Here is a 26,047-nt window from a genome sequence, read left to right on the forward strand (position 1 = left end):
GCCCGACCGCCGGAACGGATGGGTGGGTCAGGGGCGGGGGAGTGCCGCCTCGATCAGCGCCGCGTGCTCGGCGTCGTGCGTCTTGACCGAGCCGGCCGCCGGGGCGGCGGCGGCCGGGCGGGAGATCCGCCGCAGCCGTACGCCGTCCAGGTGCTCCAGCAGGTTCAGCGCCACGAACGACCAGGCACCCTGGTTGGCCGGCTCCTCCTGCACCCAGGCGAAGTCCTCCGCGTTGGGGTACTCGGCGAGGACGGCCCGCAGCTCCGCCGCCGGCAGCGGGTAGAGCTGCTCCAGGCGGACCAGGGCGGTGTCGGTGATGCCCCGCTCGGTCCGGGCCTGCACCAGGTCGTAGTAGACCTTGCCCGAGCAGAGGAGCACCCGCTTGACCGCGTCCGGCCGGATGTCCCCGGTGTCGCGCAGTACCGGCTGGAAATTGTTCGACGTGAACTCCTCGACCGAGGAGACGCAGAGCTTGTGCCGCAGTAGCGACTTCGGCGTGAAGACGACCAGCGGCTTGCGCTTGGGCGACAGGGCCTGCCGGCGCAGCAGGTGGAAGTAGTTCGCCGGGGTGCTCGGGATGGCGACCCGCATGTTGTCCTCGGCGCACATCTGCAGGAACCGCTCGGGCCGGCCGGAGGTGTGGTCCGGGCCCTGGCCCTCGTGGCCGTGTGGCAGCAGCAGCGTCACCGACGACTGCTGTGCCCACTTCACCTCGCCGGAGGAGATGAACTCGTCCACCACCGACTGTGCGCCGTTGGCGAAGTCACCGAACTGCGCCTCCCAGAGCACCAGCGCCTCGGTGTTCTCCACCGAGTAGCCGTACTCGAAGCCCATCGCCGCGTATTCGCTCAGCAGCGAGTCGTGTACGAAGAACCGGGCGGCGTCGCTGGTCAGCGCGGAGAGCGGGATGTGGTCCGCGCCGGTACGGGCGTCCACGATCGCCGCGTGCCGCTGTACGAAGGTGCCCCGCCGGGAGTCCTGGCCGGCCAGCCGGACGGTGACTCCGTCGTGCAGCAGCGAGCCGATGGCGATGATCTCGCCGAAGCCCCAGTCGATGCCACCCTCGACGGCCATCTTGGCCCGCCGGTCGAGCAACTGCTGGATCCGCTTGTGCGGGGTGAAGTCCTCCGGCAGGGACGTGTGCGCCGCGCCGACCGCGTGCACCACGGAGACGTCCACCGCGGTGTCGACCTGGGGCTCGGGCTCGTCCTCGCGCCGTGGACGGCCGGCGGCCTTCGGTACGGAGGCGGCGTCCCTGGTGGCCTTGAAGACCCGTTCCAGTTGGGCCTGGAAGTCGCGCAGCAGCTCCTCGGCGTCCTCGACGGTGATGTCGCCCCGGCCGATCAGCTCCTCGGTGTAGAGCTTGCGTACGGACCGCTTGGCATCGATGATCGAGTACATCAGCGGGTTGGTCATGGCCGGGTCGTCGCCCTCGTTGTGGCCCCGCCGCCGGTAGCAGACCAGGTCGATCACGACGTCCTTGTTGAACGCCTGCCGGTACTGGAAGGCCAGCCTGGCGACCCGTACCACGGCCTCCGGGTCGTCCCCGTTGACGTGGAAGATCGGTGCCTCGATCATCCGGGCGATGTCGGTGCTGTAGAGGCTGGAACGCGAGTGTTCCGGTGCGGTGGTGAAGCCGACCTGGTTGTTGACCACCACGTGCACCGAGCCGCCGGTCCGGTAGCCGCGAAGCTGGGAGAGGTTGAGCGTCTCGGCGACCACACCCTGACCGGCGAACGCGGCGTCACCGTGGACGAGTACCGGCAGTACCGTGTAGCCCTCCAGCTTGAGGTCTATCCGGTCCTGCTTGGCGCGGACGATGCCCTCCAGGACGGGGTTGACCGCCTCCAGGTGCGACGGGTTCGCGACCACCGAGACCTTGACCGAGTTGGCACCGTCCGGCGTGCTGAACTTGCCGTTCTGGCCCAGGTGGTACTTGACGTCACCGGAGCCCTGGGTGCTTCGTGGGTCGAGGTGTCCCTCGAACTCGGAGAAGATCTTCTCGTACGGCTTGCCGACGATGTTGGCCAGCACGTTGAGCCGGCCCCGGTGGGCCATGCCGATGACCACCTCGTCGAGCTGGTCCTGGGCTGCCGCCTCCAGTACCTCGGCGAGCAGCGGAATCAGGGACTCGCCGCCCTCCAGGGAGAACCGCTTCTGGCCGACGTACTTGGTCTGTAGGAAGGTCTCGAACGCCTCGGCGGCGTTGAGCCGGTTGAGTACGTGCTTCTGCTCGTCCGTCGGGGGCTTCTCGTACTTGCGCTCGATCCGTTCCTGGATCCAGCGCCGCTCCTCCGGGTCCTGGATGTGCATGAACTCCACGCCGACCCGACGGCAGTAGGAGTCCCGCAGTACACCCAGGATCGAACGCAGCTTCATCCGCTGCTTGCCGGCGAAGCCGTTGACCGGGAACTCCCGGTCCAGGTCCCAGAGGGTCAGCCCGTGCTGGAGTACGTCCAGGTCCGGGTGCTTGCGGATCTTGAACTCAAGTGGGTCGGTGTCGGCCATCAGGTGCCCGCGCACCCGGTAGGCGTGGATCAGTTCGTGCACCCGCGCGGTCTTGTTGATCTGACCCTCGGAGTTGACCGCGACATCCCGCACCCAGCGCACCGGCTCGTAGGGGATACGCAGCGAGGTGAAGAGCTGGTCGTAGAAGTTGTGCTCGCCCAGCAGCAGCTCGTGCATGACCTTGAGGAACTCGCCGGACTGGGCGCCCTGGATGATCCGGTGGTCGTACGTGCTGGTCAGCGTGATGATCTTGCTGACCGCGAGGTCGGCGAGGGTCTCCTCGGACATGCCGGCGTAGGGGGCCGGGTACTCCATCGCGCCGACGCCGATGATCGTGCCCTGGCCGACCATCAGCCGAGGCTGCGAGTGGACCGTGCCGATGCCGCCCGGGTTGGTCAGCGAGATCGTCGTACCGCCGTAGTCCTCCATGGTCAGCTCGTTACGCCGAGCGCGCCGGACCACGTCCTCGTACGCCTGCCAGAACTGGCGGAAGTCCATCTGCTCGCAGCCCTTGATGGAGGGCACGACCAGGTTGCGCGAGCCGTCCTTCTTGACCAGGTCGATGGCGATGCCCAGGTTGACGTGCTCGGGCTGCACCAGCACCGGCTTGCCGTCCACCTCGGCGAACGAGTTGTTCATCTCCGGGTGCAGGGCCAGTGCCCGGACCAGGGCGTAGCCGATCAGGTGGGTGAAGCTGACCTTGCCACCCCGACCGCGGGTCAGGTGGTTGTTGATCACGATCCGGTTGTCCACCAACAGCTTGGCGGGGACCGCCCGTACGCTGGTCGCGGTGGGCACCGACAGCGAGGCGTCCATGTTCTGGACGATCTTTGCCGCCACGCCGCGCAGCGGGCTGGTGGCGGCGCCGTTCGGTGCTCCCCCGGAGGCGGGCTTGGTCGCGGTCTTCACGGTCTTCTCGGCTACCTTCGGCGCGGCTTCGATCTTGGTGGTGGGCTGGGTGGGGGCCGGTGGTACGGCCTTCGGAGCCGGCTCGGTCTTGGCGGGGGCTGGTGCCGTTGCCGGGGAAACCTTCGCTGCCGCCTTGGTGTCGGCCGGAGCGCCAGCGGGTGCCGCTGCACCCGCCGTCGGCTCAGCCGCCGGACGGTAGTCAGCGAAGAACTCGTGCCAGGCCGGGTCGACGCTGGCGGGATCGGCGAGGTATCGCTGGTACATCTCCTCGACGATCCACTCGTTCGGGCCAAATCCCGCTAGTGGGTTGTCCTGAGAAGTCTGCTGGGTCGACACGGCCGGTAATCGCCTCTTTCAAGCGGGTTGTGTAGCACGCGGGGTCTGCCGCCCACGTGGGCCTGGAAGACGGCTTCCAGGCTACGCCGTGCGGTTGCCGCAGGCATTTCCGCCTCCGTTGCGTGCTCCGTTTCACAGAAGATGCCAGAAGTCCGCCAGATACTGCGTGTTCCGACAGTTGCTGATAAGGCGTGGCGCGTCGATGACGCCCGGGTTCCGCTGATCGGATGGGGTGATGGAGCCAGCAACCGGACATGGCGCGACGGGGGTGCCGTCGGCACCCCCGTCGCATACCGCACGCGTCAGGAGATGTCGCGTTTGCGGACGAGTAGGGTGCCCGCCACTCCGGTCACCACCGCGTAGCCGATCAGAACTGCCGCGCCTACCCACTGCGGCGGGCTGCCGGGCAGTTCGTCACCCGTGATCATCAGCTGGGAGGCAATGGACGGCACGATCACCTGGAGTTCGAGGATCCAGTCCGCTTCGAATATCTGCTGGAGGACGACGAAGAGGACGCTGGCCGCCACGGTACCGAGCAGGTAGAGCACCACCACCGTGATGGTGGCACCGATCTGACTGCGGATGAGCACGCCGAAGCCGACCCCGAAGATCCCCCAGAGCACATAGGCGAGCAGGTTGAGCAGGAGCGCCTCGATGATCACCGAATCACCGAGATGATGATCGACCCCTTCGGCCGACAGGAAGATCATCGTTGCCGGGATGTTGATTGCTGTGGTGACCAACCAGAAGACGGCACCGAGCAGGGTGGCGGCGACCAGCTTGGCGAGTACCACGGCGGTGCGGCGCGGCGTGCTGAGGAAGGTGGTGGTCGCGGTCTGGTGGTAGAACTCGTTGGTCACCACGAGGATGCCCAGCAGCGTGACGAAGAGCAGGCCGAAGAACTGCCCCGAGGTGAACAGGTTCGTCGCCTGTACCACGACATCCTTCTGGGCCTGAAGCTGTTCGACCTGCTCCGGCGGCAGACCTTCGGGGATGTCGAGGTCGAATGTGACGTGGGCGCTGAAGGCGTTGAGCGCGAATGTCAGCGCCCACGCGAGCAGGGCACCGAGACCGAACAGCCACCAGGTGTTGGTCGTACGGATCTTGAGCAGTTCGGATCGGACGAGGTTCATCGGATTCCCGCCTTTCCGGACGTCAACTCCAGGAAGACGCCTTCTAGGTCGAGGCGTTCGGTGGTCAGCTCGTGCAGCTCGACCTGGGCGGCCAGCGCGGCCCGGCCGACCGCCGGGGCGTCCACCCCGTCGATCAGCAGCACCCCGTCCGCATCCCGGGTCACCGTGGCGCTCTGCGCCGCCAGCGCGTTCGCGAGCGCGTCAGCCTGCGGCGTACGGACCCGAACGCGGCTGCTGTGCGCCATCGAGCCGATCACCGTGTCGACCGGGCCCTGCCGGACGAGCTTGCCGGCCGCGATGATCACGACGTCGTCGGCGAGCAACTGCATCTCGGAGAGCAGGTGGCTGGAGACCAGCACGGTGCGTCCCTCGGCGGCGAGCGCCCTGAGGAAGCCCCGCATCCAGCGGATGCCCTCCGGGTCCAGCCCGTTGGCCGGCTCGTCGAGGACCAGTACCTGTGGGTCGCCCAGCATCGCCGCGGCGATGCCCAGCCGCTGCTTCATGCCGAGCGAGTAGCCCTTGAACTTGCGGTTGGCCGCCGGGGTCAGTCCGACCATGGCCAGGGCCTCGTCGGCGCGCTGCCGGGGCAGCCCGGCTGCGGCGCAGATCACCCGGAGATGGTTGATGCCGGTCCGGCCCTTGTGGGCACTGGACGCCTCCAGCACCGCGCCCACGTGCTGCAGCGGCTGCTGCAGGTCGGCGTAGCGCCGGCCGCCGAAGGTCGCGGTGCCGGCCGTCGGCGTGACCAGGTTGAGCAGCATCCGCAGGGTAGTGGTCTTGCCGGCACCGTTGGGGCCCAGGAAGCCGGTCACCCGGCCGGGCGCGATGGTGAACGACAGATTGTCGACCGCGCGTAGGTTGCGGTACTGCTTGGTCAGGCCGGAGACGACTATCTGACCGCTTCCGGATGTGGGCCTTGACTGCCCGTCGGACATCTCACTCCTTCCGTGGACGGCGTGTTCGCTCCAGGCGGACGCGCCATTGCACAGCGTGACGTATCTGCTGGGCAAGACAATCATGAGTAATGCCGAATTTGGTCTCCTACCCAGGCAGGAGACGGTCCTACGCGAGCAGGACATCCCCACGGACGGTAGCGCACGATCTCCAGGCATCGCGATGTATCGCGTTATGATCGGTGCCGTGGGCGAGAGTCACGCTCCGAGCCGACGCGACCCTGTGGGAGGAGACCCGGTATGACCGCCGTGTTCAGCCATGGCCGATTGCGGCTCTACCTGCTCAAACTCCTCGATGCCGGGCCGAAGCACGGCTACGAGCTGATCCGGCGGTTGGAGGAGCGGTTCCTGGGCTACTACGCGCCCAGTGCCGGCACCATCTATCCCCGTCTGCAGCGGATGGAGGTCGAGGGACGGGTGACTCACACCGCCGCCGGTGGCCGGAAGGTCTACGAGATCACCGATGCCGGTCGGGCGGAGCTGCGCCAGCGGGCCAGAGAGGTGGCCGACCTCGAATCGGACATTCGGTCCGTGGTCGCGGAGCTGGCTGGCCTGACCGGGGAGACCCAGACCGAGGTGCCCGAACCCACCCGGGAATACCCGGGCCAGTCGTCGGTCCGGGAACGCCCGGACGAGTTGTCGGTCCGGGAACGCCCGGGCGAGTCGCGCGGGGCGGCCCGGCGTTCCCGGCCGTCCCAGCCGATCCAGCCAACTCGGCTGACCCGGCTGACTCCCCGGGCGGCACCCGGCGCGACACCGACCGGCACCGAGGAACTCGATCACCGACTGGCCGCCTTCGTCGTGGAGGTTCGATCCCTCGTCGGGGAGCGTCAGCTCACCGAGGCCCAACTGGGTACCGCCATCCGGATGCTCGACGGCACCATCGACGGCCTGCGGCGCCTCCTGCGGTGAGATGATCGACCGGAGAGGTCGTTCTCAGCTTTTCCCCAGGAAACCATCAGCGGCCGTGCAGCGGCGCGACGGAGGATGAGGGCATGGCCGCACCGCAGACCGAGGCACGACTGCTCGTCGTCGAGGACGATCCGAACATCCTCGAACTGCTCTCCGCCAGCCTGCGCTTCGCGGGCTTCGAGGTGGCCACCGCGACCAGCGGCAGCGCGGCCGTCAGCGCCGCCAAGGAACGTCGACCCGACCTGGTCGTACTCGACGTCATGCTGCCGGACCTAGACGGTTTCGAAGTGATCCGGCTGATGCGCGAGGGCGGCACCCGTACCCCGGTGGTCTTCCTGACCGCCCGGGACGCGACCGACGACAAGATCCGTGGGCTGACCCTGGGCGGGGACGACTACGTCACCAAGCCGTTCAGCCTGGAGGAGCTGACCGCCCGGATCCGGGCGGTGCTGCGCCGTACCGCCACCGGGGAGCACGCGCCGTCCCGGTTGACCTTCGCCGACCTGGAGTTGGACGAGGAGACCCACGAGGTGACCCGGGCCGGGCAGCGGGTGCAGCTGTCGCCGACCGAGTTCAAGCTGCTGCGCTATCTCATGCTCAACGCCAACCGGGTGCTGTCCAAGGCGCAGATCCTGGACCACGTCTGGAACTACGACTTCCGGGGTGACGACAACATCGTCGAGTCGTACATCTCCTATCTGCGTCGCAAGATCGACAACACCCAGCCCCGGCTCATCCACACCCTGCGCGGGGTCGGCTACGTGCTGCGTAAGCCGCCGGCGTGACCGGCCCGGGGATCCTGAAGGGCGGACTGCGCGCCATTCCGTTACGGGTCAAGCTGGTCGCCGCGGTCCTGGCCCTGGTGGCCGCCGCCCTGGTGGTGATCAGTGTGATGACCGCCTTCTTCCTGCGCAGCTACCTGGTCGAGCAGGTCGACTCCGAGCTGCGCGACCAGGTGCACACCCTGGAGACGGCAACGTCCATCCCGGACGTGAGCCGGATCCAGGTCAACCTGGCCACCGACTACGTGCTGGTCGTGCCCGGTGCCGGCAATCAGGAGCGGGACCACGCGTACGACATGGTTCGGTTCCGCCCGACGGACCTGCCGCCGTGGCCGGACACCGTCCAGGGCTTCGCCGAACTCAAGGGCGATCCGTTCACGGTCCGGGCCCGGGGCAGCCAGATCCGGTGGCGGATGCTCTACACCGAACTGCCCACCGGGCAGATGATCGCCGTCGGGCAGAACCTCATCGACGTCGACAAGGCGGTGCACCGGCTGGTCTGGATCGATGTGCTGGTCGGCAGCTCGGTACTCATCGTGCTTGCCTCGCTCGGCGCGGCGATCGTCCGTACCAGTCTCAAGCCCCTGGTCGAGATCGAGCGGACCGCCGCCGCGATCGCCCGCGGCGACCTCAGCAAACGTGTCCCCGACCCGGAGGCCGGCGATCCGGAGCCCACCAGCGAGCTGGGCCGACTCTCCCGGGCCCTGAACGCGATGCTCACCCAGATCGAGGCGGCGTTCACCGCGCGGGCCGCGTCGGAGACCGCTGCCCGGTCGGCCGAGTCGGCGGCCCGGGACGCGGCGGTCGCCGCGCAGGCCTCGGAGGCGCGGGCCCGCCGGTCCGAGGAGCGGATGCGGCAGTTCGTGGCGGACGCGTCGCACGAGCTACGAACCCCGTTGACCACCATCCGAGGCTTCGCCGAGCTCTACCGGCAGGGGGCGGCCGGCTCGCCGGAGGACACCGCCCGGCTGGTGCGTCGGATCGAGGACGAGGCGGCCCGAATGGGGCTGCTGGTGGAGGATCTGCTGCTGCTCGCCCGGTTGGACCGGGAACGGCCGCTGACCCTGGCCCCGGTCGAACTGCCGGTGCTGGCCGCTGACGCGGTACAGGCCGCTCGGGCGGTCGCCCCCGACCGGGACATCCGCCTGGAGGTGGTACCGGGATCGGGGCCGCTGGTGGTGTACGGCGACGACGCCCGGCTGCGACAGATCATCGGCAACCTGATGGCCAACGCGGTCAACCACACGCCAGCCGACGCACGGGTCACCCTGCGACTGCGTACCGAGCAGGGCAACCTGGCCGTCGTCGAGATCGCCGACACCGGCCCGGGGCTCACCCCGGAACAGATCGAGCGGGTCTTCGAGCGGTTCTACCGGGCCGACTCCGCACGTACCCGCCGGTCGGACGGGGTTGCCGGGACCGGGCTCGGCCTGGCCATCGTCGCGGCCCTGGTGGCCGCGCACAACGGCTCGGTCGAGGCGAGCGAGACCCCGGGCGGGGGCGCGACCTTCCGGGTACGACTACCGCTGGCCCCCGACAGCGGCGAATCGGCTGATTCTCACAGCTAACCTCCAGGATGATCACAGGCGTGTTCCAGTACGGGAGGGGATGGTGGAAGGCATGAACGAGTACGAGACCGATCCGCGACGGCCCTCGGCCAACGCCGAGCCGACGAACCCTATCGATGAGTCGACTCGCGCTGAGCGCGGTTCGGCCGACTCCTCCGGCTCGATGCCGCAGCCGACCGAGGCGGAGTCGATGCCTCGCCCGGCCGATCCCGGGCCGACGGCACCGCCGGCCGACGGTTCGCCGCTGGCAAGTGTCGAGCCACCGACGGGCACCGAGCCGCCGGCCAGTGCGCCGTCCGGTCCGGCGAGTGCGCCGCCGGCTGGTGTGTCCGGTCCGGCCAGTGCGCCGCCGGTTGTGCCCGGGGGATATCCGCCGAGCGCCTGGCAACCGGCCCACCACCGTCCAGTGACGCACCACAACCAGCCCGGCTGGGCCGGCAATCCCTCCGCCTACCAGGGGCACTACCCGGGTTCGCCTGGTCCCGTACCCTTCTCTGGGCCGGCGGACCCTCGCGGTGGCCCACCACCGATGTGGAGCCCGCACGGGCCGGTCGTCTCCGGTCGGGTCCCGGGGCCGAGCCGGCTGGGTCGGGTCCTGGCCGCCGCGGCGGCGGCCCTGGTGCTGATGGCCGGCTCCGGTATCGCCGGGGGTGTCGTCGCGCTCGCCATCGACGGCAATCTGGGATCGGGCGGACGTACCTACACCGCCGCGCCGATCATCGACAGCGCCGACCTGCCGAAGATCGCCGCCGCGGTGGAGAACAGCGTCGTGTCGATCAGCACGGGCAGTGGTGAGGGCTCCGGGGTGGTGCTGACCGCGGACGGCTACGTGCTGACCAACAACCATGTCGTGGCAAGCGGATCCGGCGACCGGGTGCGGGTGATCTTCGCGAACGGCAAGAACGCGACCGCGAAGATCGTGGGTACGGATGCGAAGACCGACCTGGCGGTGCTGAAGGCCGACGGGGTGTCCGGGCTGTCCCCGGCCAAGTTCGGCGACAGTGACGCGATGCAGGTCGGCGACACGGTGCTCGCACTCGGTAGTCCGCTGGGTCTGCAGGGCTCGGTGACCGCCGGCATCATCAGCGCCCGGGAGCGGACCATCCGGGCCGGCGACCAGTCGGACGAGCTGGAGCAGCAGCGTGGGGCGACCTCGATCTCCGGCCTGTTGCAGACCGACGCGCCGATCAACCCGGGCAACTCTGGCGGAGCCCTGATCAACACCAGGGGCGAGGTGATCGGCATCAACACCGCCATCGCCACCGCCGGGCAGGGGACCGGGAACATCGGCCTCGGCTTCGCGATTCCGAGCAACAAGGCCAAGGCGGTGGCCGAGACCCTGCGGGGCGGCGGCAAGGTCAGTCACCCGTCCCTCGGGGTCAGCGTGGGTGACGCCGAACAGGGCGGAGCCCTGGTCAGCACGGTCGTCCCGAACAGCCCGGCGGCCCAGGTCGGCATGCAGCAGGGTGACGTCGTCGTCAGCTACGGCGGAAAGGCGATCAACGACGCCAACGACCTGGTGGCGGCGGTCCAGGCCGGCAAGGTCGGCGACCGGGTGGAGTTGAAGTTCCTCCGAAACGGGGCGGAAAAGACGGCAACCGTAACGCTCGCCGAAACGTCCTAACAAGAAGTACGGCAACATCGAGGGCGGATAGCCGGCAAAACCGGTTAAATCTGTCCCCGTCAGCAACCTGCCTCCTCCCCACGGCGGCGGGCGGTGTGACCAAGGGGGTTGGTCACGCTGCCCGCCGCCGCCTCCATGCGTGGCCTTATCACCCTCCTCGGATGATGGCCTCTCACCCGAACCCGACAAAGGATCGGTAGTGGACGCGGTGCCTGTCTGTCGCGCGGCGCTGACCGGCGCCGAATCGGCTCACAACGCGCGGAGGCAGGCATGATCACGGCAACCATGACCCGCAGCGACGAGGAGATCCAGCGGGATGTGCTGGAGGAGCTGAGCTGGGACGCCTGGGTGCAGCCCAACGAGGTCGGGGTGAGCGTGCACGACGGCATCGTCACCCTCACCGGAGCGGTGGACAGCTACGCCAAGAAGTGGGCGGCCGAGCACTCCGCGCACCGGTTGCACGGGGTCCGTGCGGTGGCCAACGAGATCGAGGTACAGCTGCCCGGCTCGGCGGAACGCAGCGACACCGACATCGCGTTGGCGGCGAGCCGAGCGCTGGAATGGGATGCCTTCGTACCGTCCGAAAAGCTCGACGTGACCGTTGCCAACGGCTGGGTGATGCTGCGGGGCGAGGCCGAATGGGGCTACCAGCGGCGGGCTGCCGAACGGTCGGTTCGTCGGCTTTCCGGCGTACGCGGGGTCACGAACCTCATCGCCGTCCGGCCGCCCGGTGGCCCGCCGGCCCCGGAAGCGGTCAAGCGGGACATCCGTGATGCGCTGCTCCGTACCCTGCAGGGGAACGTCGACCAGATCACCATCGACGTGCGGAACGACGTAGTCGTGATCGGTGGCACCGTACGGTCGTGGATGGAGAAGGAGGCGGCGGAACGGGCAGCCTGGTCCGCGCCCGGCGTGAGTTCCGTGGACGACAGACTCGTCCTCGCGCCCGGGGAGACCGCCCGGTTCCTGACCGAATAGGTTCCTGACCGAGCAGGGGAGTGGAGGCGTCGGACCGGGGAACCCGCGAGTGGCCGCCGGGGAGTCCCGGAAGGGCACGCAGGCCTGCTGGATCCATCCGGAGGGCTCGTTCCGTGAATCAGACCGCACTCGACCGCTCGCTCCGCCCGAAACCGTTGCGGGTCGCGATGGTGGTACCCCCGTGGTACGAGGTGCCGCCGCCCGGTTACGGGGGTCTGGAGCAGGTGTGTGCCGCGCTCGTCGATGGTCTGGTGGCCCTGGGACACGACGTGACGTTGTTCGGGGCCGGCACCTGGACCGGCACCAGCGGTCGCTATGTCGCGACCGATGCCGAGGTGCAGCACGACCGACTCGGCCAGGTACTGCCCGAGCTGGTACACCTGGCCCGGGTCGACCAGTTGCTCTCGACCGACTCGTACGACGTGGTGCACGACCACACCACCATCGGGCCGCTCGTCGCGCCGCAACGGCCGGTCCCCACGGTAGCCACGGTGCACGGCGATCCCGCTGGCGAACTGGGTGACATCCTTCGAGGCGTACGCCCCTCGGTGGGGCTGGTGGCCATCTCCCACGCGCAGCGGCGACTGGTCCCGAAGCTGCCCTGGGCCGGTGTGGTCCACAACGGAATGCGCGCCGACGGCATGCCGCGCAAGTCGGCGCCGGGCACCGGGCCGGTGCTGTGGCTGGCCCGGTTCAGCGCGGACAAGGGGCCGGACCTGGCGATCCGCTCCTGCCGGGCGGCCGGGCTGCCGTTGGTGTTGGCCGGCAAGTGCAACGAGGCCTCCGAGCAGGCATACTTCGCCGAGGTGATCGAGCCGATGCTCGGCCCGGACGTGACCCTGGTCCGCGACCCGGACCGGGAGACCTGTCTCGAACTGCTGCTCGCCGCCCGTTGCATGATCATGCCGATCCGCTGGGAGGAACCGTTCGGCATGGTCATGATCGAGGCGATGGTCACCGGTACGCCGGTGGTGGCGCTCAACCGGGGGGCGGTGCCGGAGCTGATCCGCTCCGGTGAGACCGGGCTGATCTGCGACGATCCGGCAGAGCTGCCCGCAGCACTACGAGCCGTCGAGGCGCTCGATCCGGCCAGATGTGTGGCGCACGCCCGTACGGCGTTCTCGGCCGAACGAATGGCGCGCGGCTACGAGCAGGTCTACCGGGAGTGGCTGGCGAACCCCCGACCGGTCACCGTGGCCCGGCAGGCAGCCAGCACCCTGTTTCGGTGATCGCGTTTCGATAGTCCCCGTGACCGCGTTTCGACGGTCACCGATAAGGGGTAGCGCGACCGGTGCCCCCACCGAGACCATGGCGGCAGGAGGTGATCGCCATGGTCGCCATCAGCATCGATCGGTTGACGAAGTCCTTCGGTGATGTCGTCGCCGTGGACGGGGTGAGCATCGAGGTACGACCGGGCGAGGTGCTGGCCCTGCTGGGGCCGACCGGCTGCGGCAAATCCACCCTTCTGCGCCTGGTGGCCGGGCTGGACCAGCCGAGTGGCGGGCAGGTACGCATCGACGGTCGACCGGTGGACCAGACCGTGGCCCGGGAGCGGCGGGTGGCGTTGGTCTTCCCGGAGCAGGGGCTCTATCCGCATCTCACGGTCGAGCAGAACATCGCCTTTCCGCTGCGTGCCGAGGCCGATCCGACGGTGGACGTACCGGCCCGGGTGGCCGAGGTCGCCGAGCAGTTGGGCGTCACCGATCTGCTGCGTCGTCGGCCCGACCACCTCTCCGGTGGCGAGCGCCAGCGAGTGGCGATCGCCCGGGCGATCATCCGTCGGCCGTACGTGCTGCTGCTCGACGAGCCGCTGTCCAATCTGGAGGCGGGGGTGCGGGCGGAACTGCGTACCGAGGTGGCCGCCCTGGCCCGCCGGCTGGCGGTGACCACCCTGTACGTCACCCACGACCAGGTCGAGGCGATGACGGTGGCGGACCGGGTGGCGGTGCTGCGTCGGGGTGTGCTCCAGCAGGTCGGTCCGCCCGCGCAGATCTACGCCGATCCGGACACCCTCTTTGTTGCCGCCTTCGTCGGTACGCCCCGGGCCAGCCTGGTGCAGGCCGCGATAGTGGTCGAGGGCGACCGGGTGGTGGTCGATTTCGGCACGCAGACGCTCGAATTTGCCCGGGACGATCCGAGGTTCGCCTCCCTTGTGACGCGGCACACCGAGCGGGTGACGGTCGCGCTCCGGCCCGAGGCGCTGACCCCGGTCGCCGCAGACACGGAACCCGAAGGTAGGCCGGTGCTGCGCGGCCGGGTACGCCTGGTGGAGAACCTGGGGCACGAGGCGGTGGTGCACGTGGCCACCGGTGCGGTGCCGACCTCGGTGGCCGAGTCCAGGTTGGAGCTTCCCGACGTCGGCCGACACCTGGCCGACCTGCTCACGGACAGCTCGTCGTCGGCCGCCTCACACCGACCAGACGGCTTGCCGGCGACCGCCCGTACCGAGTACGGCTTCTATCCGGTCTACGACCCGGAACTGCCCGGCGACCCACCGCCGGCCGGCGATGTCGTGATCCGGGTACCCGCTCCGGTTCTGCCCCGCGTCGGCGAGGCGCTGACGCTGGCCGTCGACCCGGACCGGTTGCTCTTCTTCGACCGGGCCGGTGATCGCATCCGACTGGGCTGAGCAGCGGTTGGGGCTGCCCGTCGCCGTGGCCGGCTCGCACGATTGGTGCCCGTCGCCGTGGCCGGCTCGCACGGTTGGTACCCAACGACGTGAGTGGGCCCGCTCACCTAGGCAAGCGAGCCCACTCATGTATTTGTCGGTACGGTCACCGGCCGGTGACCGTCCGGGTCACGCCGCCAGCGACTTCCAGAACGAATAGCCGTGGTCCTGTGCGAACGCCGTCGACTGCCAGGGGCCCGCGGTCAGGCTCTGGACGTACCAGCCGGACGGGGTCTCGCCCCGGAACTGCGGCCAGGCCCTCTCGCCCCCACCGTTCGGGTTGCCGACGGCGGCGAACCGCACCCAGGTCGAGATCATCCGGGTCCTGAGCTTCGCCTGCTCATCCGTCAGGTCCTGGAAGAGGTCCAGGTCGAACAGGTAGGCCAACTCCGCCATGTGCTGGGCGTTCATCGGGAAGCTGGGGTAGTCCATTCCCTCGAACCAGGGGGTGTCCTTCTCGGCGAACTCGTACATCCGGGTGGTCGTCCACCGGGACAACAGTCGTGCGGTGTCCAGGGTCGGCGTCGACCATTTCGCGTCGGTCTTGACGGCCGCCAGTGCTTCCCCGGCCGACCCGAACCTGTGCAACGGGTACTGCCGCAACACCGCGTCCGCATCGGTGCCGAACTGTGCGCGGATGGCTGGCTCGTATGCCTCTGGCGCCATGGGCGCGCCGTCCGGCGCCAGTTCCTGGGCGCCGACCATCCCGTTCTCCTCGTCGTGGTTCACCCCGACGAGAACCGGCACCCGGTTGAACCGCCCGGTACGTATTGCCTCCGCCGGGGACAGGGGGAGCAGTTTGGTGCCGGTCACCGGGCGGGGCTCCTTCAATTCCCCGTCCTCCCACTGCCCGTACTTCGCCAGTAGTACCTCCACGTCGACCGTCCGCAGGCAGGCCGGCAGATCGGACGCGTCAGCGCATTCGTCCAACTTGATCACGTCATCGCTGTCGGCCTCGGCCTCCGCCCGGGTACGGGAGCTGGAGCCATCCGTGGCGCACGCCGCGCTCTGGATGATCGCCCGGTTGAACAGCCCGGCCGATACCGGCGACGCGAGGTGGTCGCAGACGGCGTATCCACCACCGGACTGACCCATGATCGTTACGTTTCGAGGGTCACCGCCGAAGGCGGCGATGTTCTCGCGTACCCACCGCAGCGCGGCCTGCTGGTCCTCCAGGCCGAAACTCCCGGAGCCGTAGGTGGCCTTCGGGCCGTCGAGGACGCGGTCGGTCAGGAAGCTGAACACGCCCAGCCGGTAGTTCATCGACACGACGACGGCACCCTCGGCGGCGAGCCGATCCGGACCGTACATGTCGCCGGTGCCGTACATCATGCTGCCGCCGTGGATCCAGACGATCACCGGCTGCTTGGCCTTGGCCTTGGCCTTGGTCTTGGTTGGCGCGGTGACATTGAGGTACAGGCAGTCCTCGTTGTTGCTGGGCACCCCGATCGCCAGACCGACGGGTTGTGCGCAGGCCGGACCAGGTGCCGTGGCATCGCGTACGCCGGTCCAGGCCGTTGCGGGTTGGGGTGAGGTCCAGCGCAGTTCGTCGACGGGCGGCGCGGCGTACGGGATGCCCTCGAACGTGCGGAGGCCGGGGCTGACCGTGCCGCGCACCTTGCCGTGTGTGGTGTTGACCACCGAGGGGTCGGTTGCGGTCCGGGCGGCCGTTGCCGGGGCGGCTGTGGCGAGCAGCCCGGTGAACGCGAGTCCGAGGCCCAGAGCCGCGGCGACCCGCCTCGGACGCCAGCCGGTGGAGGTGGTCCTCATGTCTGTCTCCCATCGTTTCGGTGCGACGGATGGAACTGTAGACGCTGTTAGCGCGAACGCGCAAGTCGATCGCGCAAGGCGGTCGCATCAGGCATCTGCATGAGGCAAACGAGTCAGGCGATCGTCTTAGTCGGATGTGCAAACGGATTGCTAGACTGAGGGACATGGGTAACCGTGAAGATCTGCTGGCCGGCGCGAAGCAATGCCTCCGTGAGAAGGGCTACGACCGGACCAGCGTGCGAGACATCGCCTCCGCCGCCGGGGTGAGCATGGCGGCCATTGGCTACCACTACGGGTCGCGGGAAGCGCTGCTCAACCAAGCCTTGTTCGACATCCTCGACGAACATGGCGACGCGATGGGGCGGGTGCTCGTGCCCGAGGGGGGTGACCAGGAGGAGGCGGCACAGCACTTCGAACGCATGTGGAACGGCCTGATCGATCAGTTCCGGGAGCAGCCCAGCCTTTGGCTCGCTTCCGTTGAGTTGTTCATGCAGGCGCAGCGGCAGCCGGAGCTGCGTGCGCAACTCGCCGAGGGCACCCGGCAGGGCCGGCGGGGTATGGCCGCCATCCTGGAGAGCGTGCCGGAGGGTGACGTGTCGGAGGAGTCGGCCCGCACCCTCGGCAGGGTTCAGGTCGCGTTGATGAGCGGCATGATGATCCAGTGTCTCAGCGACCCGGACAATCCACCCACCGCCGCCGAGGTGTTGGCCGGGTTGCGGGCGCTGGCAAAGCTCCTGAACTGACAGCCACGCCGCACTGGGCGGTCAAGAGGGGTCCCTTCGGTGTGCGCCTGCGGAGGGGCCCCTCTTTGTGGCGGGGCCGGGGTCTGGACAGAAACAGTTAACAGTCCTAATAATTAGGGCCATCTTGTTGATGGCTGTGGATGTCTGGGTTGGTGGGAGGGGTTGGGGTGTGGCGTCGGTCGAGGTCGTTGGTGGTGGCGGTGGTGGCGGGGTTGGTGGCGGCGTTGGGGGTGGTGTGGGGGCAGTTGCCGGCGTTCGCGGCGGGTGTGACGGCGTCGTTTGTGAGGGTGTCGGATTGGGGTTCGGGTTGGGAGGGTCGGTACACGATCACGAATGGTGGGTCTACGGCGGTGTCGTCGTGGTCGTTGGTGTTTGATCTTCCGGCGGGTACGTCGGTGGGTTCGTATTGGGATGCGTTGTTGTCGTCGTCGGGGCAGCGGTTCACGTTTTCGAATCGGTCGTGGAATGGGTTGATCGCGCCGGGTGGGTCGGTGTCGTTCGGGTTTCTGGCGTCGGGGTCGGGTTCGCCGGTGGGTTGTTTGTTGAACGGGCAGGCGTGTGGTGGTGGTACGGGCCCGACGGGATCTCCGACGGCGACGCCGACGGCTTCGGCCTCACCGACGGTGTCCCCGACCACGCCACCGCCCACGACCCCTCCACCCACCACCCCGCCGCCGGTTGGCGGCCTGCCGAAGCACGCGCTGATCGGTTACCTGCACGCCAGCTTCGCCAACGGGTCGGGCTATCTGCGGATGGCCGACGTGCCGGCCGAGTGGGACATCATCAACCTCGCCTTCGGCGAGCCGACCTCGGTGACCTCCGGTGACATCCGGTTCCAGCTCTGCCCGGTCAGCGAGTGTCCGAGCGTGGAGACAGAAGCCGAGTTCATCGCCGCGATCCGGGCCAAACAGCAGCAGGGCAAGAAGGTGCTCATCTCGATCGGCGGGCAGAACGGCCAGGTCCAACTGACCACCACCGCCGCCCGGGACGCTTTCGTCCGGTCGGTCGGCGCCATCATCGACCGCTACGGACTGGACGGCCTCGACATCGACTTCGAGGGCCACTCGCTGTCGCTGAACACCGGCGACACCGACTTCAAGAACCCCACCACTCCGGTGATCGTCAACCTGATCTCCGCAGTCCGCACGCTCAAGCAGCGGTACGGCGCGGACTTCGTACTCACCATGGCACCGGAGACCTTCTTCGTGCAGCTCGGCTACCAGTACTACGGCTCCGGCCCGTGGGGCGGACAGGACCCGCGCGCCGGGTCGTACCTGCCGGTCATCCATGCGCTGCGCAACGACATCACCGTGCTGCACGTGCAGGACTACAACTCCGGCCCGATCATGGGGCTGGACAACCAGTACCACACGATGGGCGGGGCCGACTTCCACATCGCGATGACCGACATGCTGCTCGCCGGCTTCCCGGTCGCCGGTAACACCGCCAACGTGTTCCCGCCGCTGCGCCCCGACCAGGTCGCCTTCGGCACGCCTGCGTCGACCAGCGCGGGCAACGGGTACGTCGCACCCCCGGGTGTGCAGGCGGCGGTCAACTGCCTGGTCCGGGGTGCGAGTTGCGGCGGCTACGCGCCGCGCAGCGGCACCAGCCCCGGCTTCCGAGGACTGATGACCTGGTCGATCAACTGGGACCGGTACTACGGCTGGGAGTTCAAGAACAACCACGAACCGTTCCTCAACGCGCTGCCGTGAGGGTGTCAGGAAGGGCCCTGCCCAGGGCAGAAAGCGATACGAAGGGGTCCTTCCTTACATCGAGGCGAGGTGGGCGAGGGTGGTGTCGAGCTGTCGGGCGTGAGCGGTGGTGATCGTGCCCTCGGCCACCCGTACCGCGATCTTGTCCCGGATCTCCGCGACCGGGCGGGTCAGGTCGGCTGGCTCGGTGGGCGAGATCGGCAACAGGTGTCGTACGTGGTTGCGCAGGTCGATGCCGACGTCGTCCCGGATCGCCCCGGCGGAGACCCCGTCGTCGATGATCCGATGCAACTGGGCCACCAGTTCGGCCGCCGCCACCTGTGGTGGTGCGGCTCCGGTCGGCGACACATCGGGTACGACGGTGGCGGGCTGCGCCGGCTGGTTGCCGGCGGAGGACGACGCGACCGGTGCGGTGGTCGGGGCTGTCACCGGTGACGGAGGTGGCAGTGCCTGTTCGGTGTGTTCCCGGGGCGGCGATGTCGTGACGAGCACGCCGACCGTCACCGCGACGAGGCCCAGTACGGCGGCGGCGACGACGCCGACGGCCCTCTTCGGTGCCAGCCGACGATGGGGGATGCCGGGTTGGTGCCGCTGTCGAAGTCCCTCCCGGATCTGGTCGCTCGGGTCCTCCCGGATCTGGTCGCGCGGGCCCTCCCTGGCCTGGTCGCGCAGGATGTCCCGGGTCTGCCGGGCGCTCGGCCGGTCGGCCGTTGACCGGGCCAGGCAGCGCCGACAGAGGTCGGCTACCGCGGCGGGCAGGTCCGGTACGCCGGTCAGCGGCGGCATCGTGGCCGTGGTCGGTACACCGGTCAGGTCGTCCCAGGTGGTGGCCGGGAACGGTACCCGACCGGTCAGCGTCTCGTAGAGCAGCACCCCCAGGGCGTAGACGTCGGTGGCCGGTTGGGCGGGGAGGCCGTCGAGGCGTTCCGGTGCGACGTAGGCCGGGGTGCCGAAGGTCGTGCCGTCCTCGTCGTCGTCCGGGGTGCCCGCCCAGGTGGCGATGCCGAAGTCGAGGACCTTTGCGCCGGTTGACGTCAACATGACGTTGGCCGGGGTGACGTCCCGGTGCACGATGCCCAGCCGGTGGGCGGCGGCGAGTGCGTCCGCCACCTCGGCGCAGATCCGTACCGCCTCCGGCCAGGGCAGTGGCCCGGCGACCAGCCTGGCAGCCAGCTCCTCCCCGACGAGCAGTTCCATCACCACGAAGGCGGTGACCGTGCCGTCGGGGGCGACCACCTCACCGTAGTCGTGCACCGCGGTCACCCCCGGGTGTACGAGCTGCGCGGCGGCGCGGGCCTCCTCCCGTACCAGGTCACGGAAGCGGGCGTCGGCGGCGAGGGCGGCAGTGAGGATCTTCACGGCCACCAACCGGTCGAGCACCTCGTCACGGGCCCGCCAGACCACCGACATGCCGCCGGCACCAATTCGATCGATGAGGCGGTATCTGCGGGTCAGCAGCTCACCCGCGTGCAGCGCTGTCATGATGCGTCGCACCTGCCTGTGGGGAGGGGACGGGATCGTATCAGGGTCCGTGGATGGCTGCTCGCTGTCAACGATCGCCCACGGATCGTCGGCCGTGCCGGCCGGCGGTTGCCGTCGGCGTCGACCGCCGGGCGGTGGCCGACTGGCACGTGTCAGGATGAATGTCATGGTCAACGGCCCGGTGGCGTTCGTGCTCGGTGGTGGCGGCGTACTCGGCGCGGTCGAGGTCGGCATGCTGCGGGCACTGTTCCGCGCCGGGATCCAGCCCGATCTTGTCCTCGGTACGTCGATCGGTGCGGTGAACGGGGCACTGGTCGCCGCCGACCCGACCGAGGGGGTCACCGACCGGCTGGTCCGGCTCTGGGCCTCGCCGGAGGCGAGCGAGGTGTACGGCGATTCGGTCGCCCGGCAACTGCGCCGGTTCGCCGCCCGTACCCACCTGCACTCGCCGCGTCCACTGCGCCGGTTGCTGGAACGCGAACTCGGCGAGGAGACCACCTTCGCCGACCTGCGGGTGCCGTTCCACTGCTGCGCGGCCAGCATCGAGCGGGCCGCCGAACACTGGTTCACCTCCGGCCCGGTGGTGGACGCGGTGCTCGCCTCGGCGTCGGTGCCGGGCCTGCTGCCACCGACAGAGATCGACGGCGAGCACTTCATCGACGGTGGGGTGGTCAACTCGATCCCGATCGGGGAGGCGGTGAGCAACGGTGCCAAGCAGATCTTCGTACTCCAGGTGGGCCGGATCGAGCGGCCGTTGAGCCCGCCCCGGCGGCCCTGGGAGATCGCTCAGGTGGCGTTCGAGATCGCCCGCCGGCATCGGTTCGCCCGGGAGATGGCGGCGCTACCCGATGATGTGGATGTGCATGTACTTCCGACCGGCGGACTGAATCCTCGCGACGACAGCCCGTGGGCGTACCGGGACATGGCGGCCGTGGGACGGCGGATCAGCCGCGCCTACACCGCGTCCCGGCGCTACCTGGCGTCTCATGTGGACGATTCCTGATGCCGCTGCCGCCGAGGTGGTTGCGCCGGATACTGATCGCACCCGGCGTGGTGTTGCTCGCGTTCCTGCTCGTCACGACCCTGCCGGTGTGGCTGTTCATCGCCGCGGCGGCTTCCCCACTGGTGCCCGGTTACCTACGCCCGCTGCGGGTGCTCTGGATGGCCTGCGTCTATCTGGTCTGGGACGCTGCCGCGCTGATGGCGCTCTTCGGGCTCTGGGTCGCCTCGGGCTTCGGCTGGAAGATCCAGTCGCCCCGATTCCAGCGGGCCCACTACGTGCTGACCGGCTGGTTCCTCAAGATTCTCTTCTGGCAGGCCCGCTGGACGTTGCGGTTGCGGATCGACATCGTCGGCACCGATCCCGACACCGCGCTACCCGGCCGCCCCGAGCTGGTGCTCTGCCGGCACGCCGGACCGGGTGATTCGTTCATCCTGATCCACGCCCTGGTCAACTGGTTCGACCGCGAGCCGCGCATCGTCCTCAAGGACACCCTGCAGTGGGACCCGGCCGTCGACGTGCTGCTCAACCGGCTACCCAACCGGTTCGTCGCGCCCGGCCGCGAGCCGGGGGAGACGATGACCGAGCAGATCCGCCACCTGGCTACCGGCCTGGACGACGACGACGTCTTCGTGATCTTTCCCGAGGGTGGCAACTTCACGCCGCGTCGCCGGCTGCGGGCCATCGAACGGCTGCGGTCCCGAGGGCTGGAGCAGATGGCGGTACGCGCCGAGGCGATGCGGCACGTACTCGCCCCGCAGCCCGGCGGGCTGCTGGCGGCGCTGGAGGCCGCCCCCGAGGCGGGGATCATTTTCGTCGCGCACACCGGATTGGACCGGATGCTCACCGTCACCGACGTGTGGCGGGAACTCCCGATGGACAAGCGGATCGTGATGCGCTTCTGGTCGGTGCCAGCCGAGGAGGTGCCGACCGAGCGACAGGAACGCATCGACTGGCTCTACGACTGGTGGGCGCGCATCGACGAGTGGATCGAGGCCAACCGGGTGTCCGACGACCGAGGCTGAGTACCCGCACTCTGGCCGGCGGTCGGTGCCGCCCCAGAACATGTGAGGGTGCAGCCTCCCCACCCCAGCGGCCCGCCCCCGACCGGCAGCCGGTCCGTGACCGGCGGCCCGCCCCCGACCGGCGGCCCGCCCCCGACCGGCGGCCCGCCCCCGACCGGCGGCCCGCCCCCGACCGGCGGCCCGCCCCCGACCGGCGGCCTACCCGCTTCGTCCGGCAGCCGGGTCGTCCCGACCAGCGGCCTACCCGCTTCGTCTGGCAGCTATCCGTGTCCGGTGTGTGGTGCCACCGCCAACCTGACCGCCGGCTGTCCGGGCTGCGGTCGGACCCCGGATCCCGTCGCCGCCGAGGTCATCCGGATCAATGGCGAGATCGCCGGGCTCGTCGGTCGGGTCGAGCAGGCCCGACAGGCGTACCTGACGCTGGCGGCGACGTTGCGGGACCACCAGCGGCGACGAAACGAACTGGCCGCTCGGGTGCGGGTCGCCAGCTACGTCGACCGCTCGGCCCGTACCTCGCCACCCACCTCGGCCCGTACCCCGATCCCTTCGGCTGCCCCGACCCCAGTCGCCTCGGTGACCGGGGCGACCGGGGAGACGGGCGGCGTACGACCGGAGACGTCCACCCGCACCGTGCAGAACCTGCTGTTCATTCTCGGTGGGCTGCTGCTCGGTACGGCCGCGATCGTCTTCACCGCCGTCGCCTGGGCCACCGTCGGGGTCACCGGCCGGGCAGTGATCCTGGCCGCCGTCACACTGCTGGTGCTGGCCGCCCCGCCGTTGGCGAAGCACCGGGGTCTGACCGCTACCGGGGAGACGTTCGCGGCGGTGGGGCTACTCCTGGTGCTGCTCGACGGATACGCGGCCTGGTCGGTCGACCTGTTCGGGGTGGCCGGCTGGCCGGGGCTGCGCTATCCGACGCTGGTGGCGACGCTCGGCACGGTGATCGCCGCCGGCTACGGCGCGTCCACCCGACTCGCCGCGCCCTGGTTCGCCGCGCTGCTCATGGTCCAGCCGGTGCCGGTGCTGCTGGCGGTCGACGCGCACCTGGGGGCCGCCGGGTGGTCGTTGACGCTCGCCGGGTTGGCCGCGCTGAACCTTGCCGTGGTGCGGCTGGTACGTGGCGACGCGGTGGCGCTGGCCGGACGGGTCACCGCCTGGGTCGCGTACGGCAGTGCTCTGCTCGGGGCGGCCGGCTGCGGCCTGGTCGCCCTGTTCGTCAGCGATCCGCCGATCCTGGCCGGCGGCCCGTTGCTGCTGGCGGCACTGCTGCTGGTGACCGGCGCGTTGGTCGGTCGGGGCGTTGTCTTCCCGGCGGTGGCGGTCGGCCTGCTGGTGGTCGTGCTGGCCGCAGCGGCGGTCCGCCCGGTGGTCGAGCTGCCCGGGTCGCCGTTGCTGCCGGCTGCGCTGGTCGTCATGGCGATCGCCCTGCTCGTGGCGGGCGCGGTCAGTGCCGTGCCGGCAGCAGGCGTGGCCAGTGCCGTGCCGGCAGCAGGCGTGGTCAGTGCCGTGCCGGCAGCAGGCGTGGTCAGCGCGGTGCCGGCAGCAGGCGGATCGTTGCCGGTCGGACCCGTGCCGTCAGCGAACGGATCGATGCTGGTCCGGATGGGCCTCGGGGCCCGGATCGGTGGGCTGGTCACCGTCGGGGCGCTGTGGATTCCGGTCGGGATCACGGTGCTCGTGGTGATGGCGGCCACGGTGCTGCGGTCGATGCCAATGTGGCGGGGGGACCTCGACGCTGCCGTGCCGCTCGACTGGCGGGCACCGGTGTCGGTGGGATTGGCCGTCGGGGCGTTGGCGTTGCTGCTGCCCCGGACGGCCCGGACCGCTCGGATCGGCACCGCGATCGGTGGTACGGGGCTGGTGGTGCTGGCCGTGCCGGCGGCCGGACCGGTCTGGTGGCTGGTGCCGGTCATGGACCTCACGGTCACCGTTGGCCTGCTGATGGCCACCGGCGGTGGCCGGTTCCTGCCGCGCTGCCCGGTCGCGGTGCGGGTGACGGCCGCCCTGACCGGTGCGTTGCTGACCGGACACGCGCTCCTGGTGGGCCTGGCCCGCCCGGCGAGCGCCACCGCCGTACTCGCCGGGATCCTGGTCATCGGGATCGCGGTCGCGGTCACCGCATCGGTCGACTCCGCGGTGGAGCGGGCGATCGGGGGAACCGCACTCGCGATCGGGTTGCTCGCCGGGCCAGCCGCGTTGACCGTGGGGCTCTTCGCCGCCGGAGTCGGTCCCGCAGGGCAGGCGCGGGGCGGCACCGTCGCTGTCGCACTGCTGGTGGGTGCGCTGGTCGCGGTTCGCCGGTGGCGGCCCGGCCAACTGCCGTACGCCACCGTCGCGCTCGCACTCGCCGTCCTGGTGCCGGGCCTGTCGCCGGCCGTCGAGCGGGCCGGGGAGCCACGAGCGGTGTACGTCTCGATCCTCGTCGGACTGGTGGCCGTCGGACTGGTGCTGGTCCAGCCGATCCAGCGGGCGGTGCCGTTGTTGCTCTCCGCTGGGCTGCTGTTACTGACCGGCGCCATTCTGCTGGCGCCGGCCGTCGGGGCGGTGCTCGTCGGCCCGTACGCCTGGCTGGGCGGGATCTGGTCCGGGGTGCCCAGTGGAGTGGGGCTGATGCCGATCGGTGGCCCATCCGAGGAACTGGTCCGCCGGGCGGACGCCCCGGCCGGGATCGCCCTGGCCATTCTCACCATCGCCGTGCTGATCCGCCCCGGGGTCCGCCGGCCGACCCGACCGGGTCACTGGGCGGGCACACTCGTCGCGGCGGCACCGCTCGGGGCGACGGCACTTCTGGTCGGGCTGGCGGCGTCGGGGGCCCGATGGCCGGTCGTACCGGCGGTGGCATTGCTCAGCGGCCTCGCCGGCCTGCTCTTCGCCGCGTTGACGCCGTGGCGGCCCCGGTTCGGCGCGGTGACCGTACCGCTGGGGGTGGTCCTGGCCGGGCCGGGACTGGTCGGACTGCTCCCGACGAAGGTCAGCACGCTCGTGGCGGTGGGCCTGGTCGTCACGGTCGCTGCCGTGGCCGGGGTCGCAGGCCGGACCCGCAATGCCCGGCTGACCGGCTGGCTGACCGCGATCGGTGCGGGGGTGACCTTCGCGATGGCCGCGTCCCGGGCGGCCGAACTGCCGCTGCGGTTCGCCGCCTTCACGGTGCTCGGGGTGGCCGGGGCGGCCCTCGCCGTCGGTGCCGCGTTGCGCGGCCGACGACCGGTGGAGTCGATCGCGGTCGAAGCCGCCGGTCACGCCGGTGCGCTGGTCGCCCTGTTGCTCGCCGTGACCGACCTGCGGTACGCGGCTGCGGTCTGCACCCTGTGGGGGGTCGCGACGGGGGTTCGGGCCCTGCGTCCGGGGGAGTCGGCCGGTCGTCGCTGGAGTCTCGCGGCGGTCGCGGGCGGCAGTGAACTGCTCGCCACGTGGCTGCTGCTGGCCGCCGAACGGGTGGCGGTGCTGGAGGCGTACACCCTGCCGGCGGCGGCCCTGGCGCTGATCGCCGGCTGGCTGGCCAACCGGACCCGGCCGGGGCGGAACAGTTGGTTGACGTACGGGCCGGGACTGGCCGCGGCACTGCTGCCCGGTCTGGTCTCGATCCTGGTCGCCGACGGGCAGCCCTGGCGGCGGCTACTGGTCGGTGCGGGGGCGCTCGTCGCCGTGCTGGTCGGTGCCAACTGGCGTCGGCAGGCTGCGGTGCTGCTCGGCGGCGGGACGCTCGCCCTGGTCGCCCTGCACGAGGTGGTCGGGGTCTGGGACCGGCTGCCCCGGTGGATCTTCCTGGCGCTCGGTGGTCTCGTGCTGATCGGACTGGCCATGACCTACGAGCGCCGACGGCGGGACCTGGCCCGGCTGCGCGCCGCGGTACGCCGGATGACCTGAGCGCTATCCGTCGATCCTGGCGCTACGCATCGAAGTCGGTCTAGCGGGGGGTGTCTATGTCTGGTAAGAATTCCTTC

At 69.9% G+C, this 26,047-nt stretch carries 17 protein-coding genes; 12 read left to right on the forward strand and 5 right to left on the reverse strand.

Annotated features, from left to right (window positions below; genetic code table 11):
- Positions 1 to 27: 27 nt before the first annotated feature.
- From FHR38_RS19190 to FHR38_RS19200, 3 genes are all read right to left on the reverse strand, one after another.
- Positions 28 to 3,753, reverse strand: a complete 3,726-nt coding sequence (locus FHR38_RS19190; protein ID WP_184535959.1) for a multifunctional oxoglutarate decarboxylase/oxoglutarate dehydrogenase thiamine pyrophosphate-binding subunit/dihydrolipoyllysine-residue succinyltransferase subunit — start codon at positions 3,751 to 3,753, stop codon at positions 28 to 30.
- Between the two features lie 302 nt (positions 3,754 to 4,055).
- A complete protein-coding gene (locus FHR38_RS19195; protein ID WP_184535960.1) occupies positions 4,056 to 4,886 on the reverse strand; it encodes an ABC-2 transporter permease in 831 nt (276 codons plus the stop codon).
- Positions 4,883 to 5,821: an ABC transporter ATP-binding protein gene (locus FHR38_RS19200; RefSeq protein ID WP_184535962.1), complete on the reverse strand. Its 939-nt coding sequence runs from the start codon at positions 5,819 to 5,821 to the stop codon at positions 4,883 to 4,885. Before FHR38_RS19200 ends, FHR38_RS19195 begins: the two co-directional genes overlap by 4 nt.
- A gap of 258 nt (positions 5,822 to 6,079) precedes the next feature.
- Here FHR38_RS19200 and FHR38_RS19205 point away from each other — a divergent pair, with 258 nt between their 5' ends.
- The 7 genes from FHR38_RS19205 (at position 6,080) to FHR38_RS19235 (ending at position 14,332) form a co-directional block, all read left to right on the forward strand.
- Positions 6,080 to 6,751, forward strand: a complete 672-nt coding sequence (locus FHR38_RS19205; protein ID WP_184535964.1) for a PadR family transcriptional regulator — start codon at positions 6,080 to 6,082, stop codon at positions 6,749 to 6,751.
- A gap of 83 nt (positions 6,752 to 6,834) precedes the next feature.
- Entirely contained in the window at positions 6,835 to 7,536 is a 702-nt protein-coding gene (locus tag FHR38_RS19210) for a response regulator transcription factor (RefSeq protein ID WP_184535965.1), read from the forward strand.
- Positions 7,533 to 9,101, forward strand: coding sequence for a sensor histidine kinase (locus FHR38_RS19215; protein WP_312882274.1), 1,569 nt, complete (start codon positions 7,533 to 7,535; stop codon positions 9,099 to 9,101). Before FHR38_RS19210 ends, FHR38_RS19215 begins: the two co-directional genes overlap by 4 nt.
- A gap of 52 nt (positions 9,102 to 9,153) precedes the next feature.
- The gene (locus FHR38_RS19220) at positions 9,154 to 10,725 is read left to right on the forward strand and encodes a S1C family serine protease (RefSeq protein ID WP_184535966.1); all 1,572 of its coding nucleotides are present in this window, start codon (positions 9,154 to 9,156) and stop codon (positions 10,723 to 10,725) included.
- A 270-nt stretch (positions 10,726 to 10,995) separates the two neighbouring features.
- A complete protein-coding gene (locus tag FHR38_RS19225) occupies positions 10,996 to 11,703 on the forward strand; it encodes a BON domain-containing protein (RefSeq protein WP_184535967.1) in 708 nt (235 codons plus the stop codon).
- Positions 11,704 to 11,870: 167 nt separating this feature from the next.
- Positions 11,871 to 12,932: a glycosyltransferase family 4 protein gene (locus FHR38_RS19230; protein WP_184539911.1), complete on the forward strand. Its 1,062-nt coding sequence runs from the start codon at positions 11,871 to 11,873 to the stop codon at positions 12,930 to 12,932.
- A 101-nt stretch (positions 12,933 to 13,033) separates the two neighbouring features.
- On the forward strand, positions 13,034 to 14,332 hold the full coding sequence (locus FHR38_RS19235; RefSeq protein WP_184535968.1) for an ABC transporter ATP-binding protein: 1,299 nt from the start codon (positions 13,034 to 13,036) through the stop codon (positions 14,330 to 14,332).
- A 168-nt stretch (positions 14,333 to 14,500) separates the two neighbouring features.
- On the opposite strand, the gene FHR38_RS19240 is transcribed toward FHR38_RS19235, so the two are convergent.
- A complete protein-coding gene (locus FHR38_RS19240) occupies positions 14,501 to 16,141 on the reverse strand; it encodes a carboxylesterase/lipase family protein (RefSeq protein WP_184535970.1) in 1,641 nt (546 codons plus the stop codon).
- Between the two features lie 164 nt (positions 16,142 to 16,305).
- On the opposite strand from FHR38_RS19240, the gene FHR38_RS19245 reads away from it, so the two are divergent.
- Together FHR38_RS19245 and FHR38_RS19250 are read left to right on the forward strand one after the other, a co-directional pair.
- Positions 16,306 to 16,884, forward strand: coding sequence for a TetR/AcrR family transcriptional regulator (locus FHR38_RS19245; RefSeq protein WP_184535971.1), 579 nt, complete (start codon positions 16,306 to 16,308; stop codon positions 16,882 to 16,884).
- 188 nt (positions 16,885 to 17,072) lie between these two features.
- Positions 17,073 to 18,596, forward strand: coding sequence for a chitinase (locus FHR38_RS19250; protein ID WP_446685687.1), 1,524 nt, complete (start codon positions 17,073 to 17,075; stop codon positions 18,594 to 18,596).
- A 54-nt stretch (positions 18,597 to 18,650) separates the two neighbouring features.
- On the opposite strand, the gene FHR38_RS19255 is transcribed toward FHR38_RS19250, so the two are convergent.
- Positions 18,651 to 20,078 (reverse strand): serine/threonine-protein kinase, encoded by a 1,428-nt coding sequence (locus tag FHR38_RS19255; RefSeq protein ID WP_184535974.1) that lies wholly within the window; start codon positions 20,076 to 20,078, stop codon positions 18,651 to 18,653.
- A gap of 166 nt (positions 20,079 to 20,244) precedes the next feature.
- Here FHR38_RS19255 and FHR38_RS19260 point away from each other — a divergent pair, with 166 nt between their 5' ends.
- Genes FHR38_RS19260 through FHR38_RS19270 form a run of 3 tightly spaced genes read left to right on the forward strand, consistent with a single transcriptional unit; the run spans position 20,245 to position 25,970 of the window.
- A complete protein-coding gene (locus tag FHR38_RS19260) occupies positions 20,245 to 21,081 on the forward strand; it encodes a patatin-like phospholipase family protein (protein WP_184535976.1) in 837 nt (278 codons plus the stop codon).
- Positions 21,081 to 22,103: a 1-acyl-sn-glycerol-3-phosphate acyltransferase gene (locus FHR38_RS19265; RefSeq protein ID WP_184535978.1), complete on the forward strand. Its 1,023-nt coding sequence runs from the start codon at positions 21,081 to 21,083 to the stop codon at positions 22,101 to 22,103. Before FHR38_RS19260 ends, FHR38_RS19265 begins: the two co-directional genes overlap by 1 nt.
- Positions 22,104 to 22,151: 48 nt before the next feature.
- Positions 22,152 to 25,970 (forward strand): SCO7613 C-terminal domain-containing membrane protein, encoded by a 3,819-nt coding sequence (locus FHR38_RS19270; protein ID WP_312882275.1) that lies wholly within the window; start codon positions 22,152 to 22,154, stop codon positions 25,968 to 25,970.
- The last annotated feature ends 77 nt before the right edge of the window (positions 25,971 to 26,047 follow it).

The organism is Micromonospora polyrhachis (genome assembly GCF_014203835.1).
Classification (GTDB): domain Bacteria; phylum Actinomycetota; class Actinomycetes; order Mycobacteriales; family Micromonosporaceae; genus Micromonospora_H; species Micromonospora_H polyrhachis.

Coding starts and splice junctions, on each gene's coding strand:
- FHR38_RS19195 (WP_184535960.1), bottom strand. CDS start 4,886: ATGAACCTCGTCCGATCCGAACTGCTCAAGATCCGTACGACCAACACC.
- FHR38_RS19200 (WP_184535962.1), bottom strand. CDS start 5,821: ATGTCCGACGGGCAGTCAAGGCCCACATCCGGAAGCGGTCAGATAGTC.
- FHR38_RS19205 (WP_184535964.1), top strand. CDS start 6,080: ATGACCGCCGTGTTCAGCCATGGCCGATTGCGGCTCTACCTGCTCAAA.
- FHR38_RS19210 (WP_184535965.1), top strand. CDS start 6,835: ATGGCCGCACCGCAGACCGAGGCACGACTGCTCGTCGTCGAGGACGAT.
- FHR38_RS19220 (WP_184535966.1), top strand. CDS start 9,154: ATGAACGAGTACGAGACCGATCCGCGACGGCCCTCGGCCAACGCCGAG.
- FHR38_RS19225 (WP_184535967.1), top strand. CDS start 10,996: ATGATCACGGCAACCATGACCCGCAGCGACGAGGAGATCCAGCGGGAT.
- FHR38_RS19230 (WP_184539911.1), top strand. CDS start 11,871: ATGGTGGTACCCCCGTGGTACGAGGTGCCGCCGCCCGGTTACGGGGGT.
- FHR38_RS19235 (WP_184535968.1), top strand. CDS start 13,034: ATGGTCGCCATCAGCATCGATCGGTTGACGAAGTCCTTCGGTGATGTC.
- FHR38_RS19240 (WP_184535970.1), bottom strand. CDS start 16,141: ATGAGGACCACCTCCACCGGCTGGCGTCCGAGGCGGGTCGCCGCGGCT.
- FHR38_RS19245 (WP_184535971.1), top strand. CDS start 16,306: ATGGGTAACCGTGAAGATCTGCTGGCCGGCGCGAAGCAATGCCTCCGT.
- FHR38_RS19255 (WP_184535974.1), bottom strand. CDS start 20,078: ATGACAGCGCTGCACGCGGGTGAGCTGCTGACCCGCAGATACCGCCTC.
- FHR38_RS19260 (WP_184535976.1), top strand. CDS start 20,245: ATGGTCAACGGCCCGGTGGCGTTCGTGCTCGGTGGTGGCGGCGTACTC.
- FHR38_RS19265 (WP_184535978.1), top strand. CDS start 21,081: ATGCCGCTGCCGCCGAGGTGGTTGCGCCGGATACTGATCGCACCCGGC.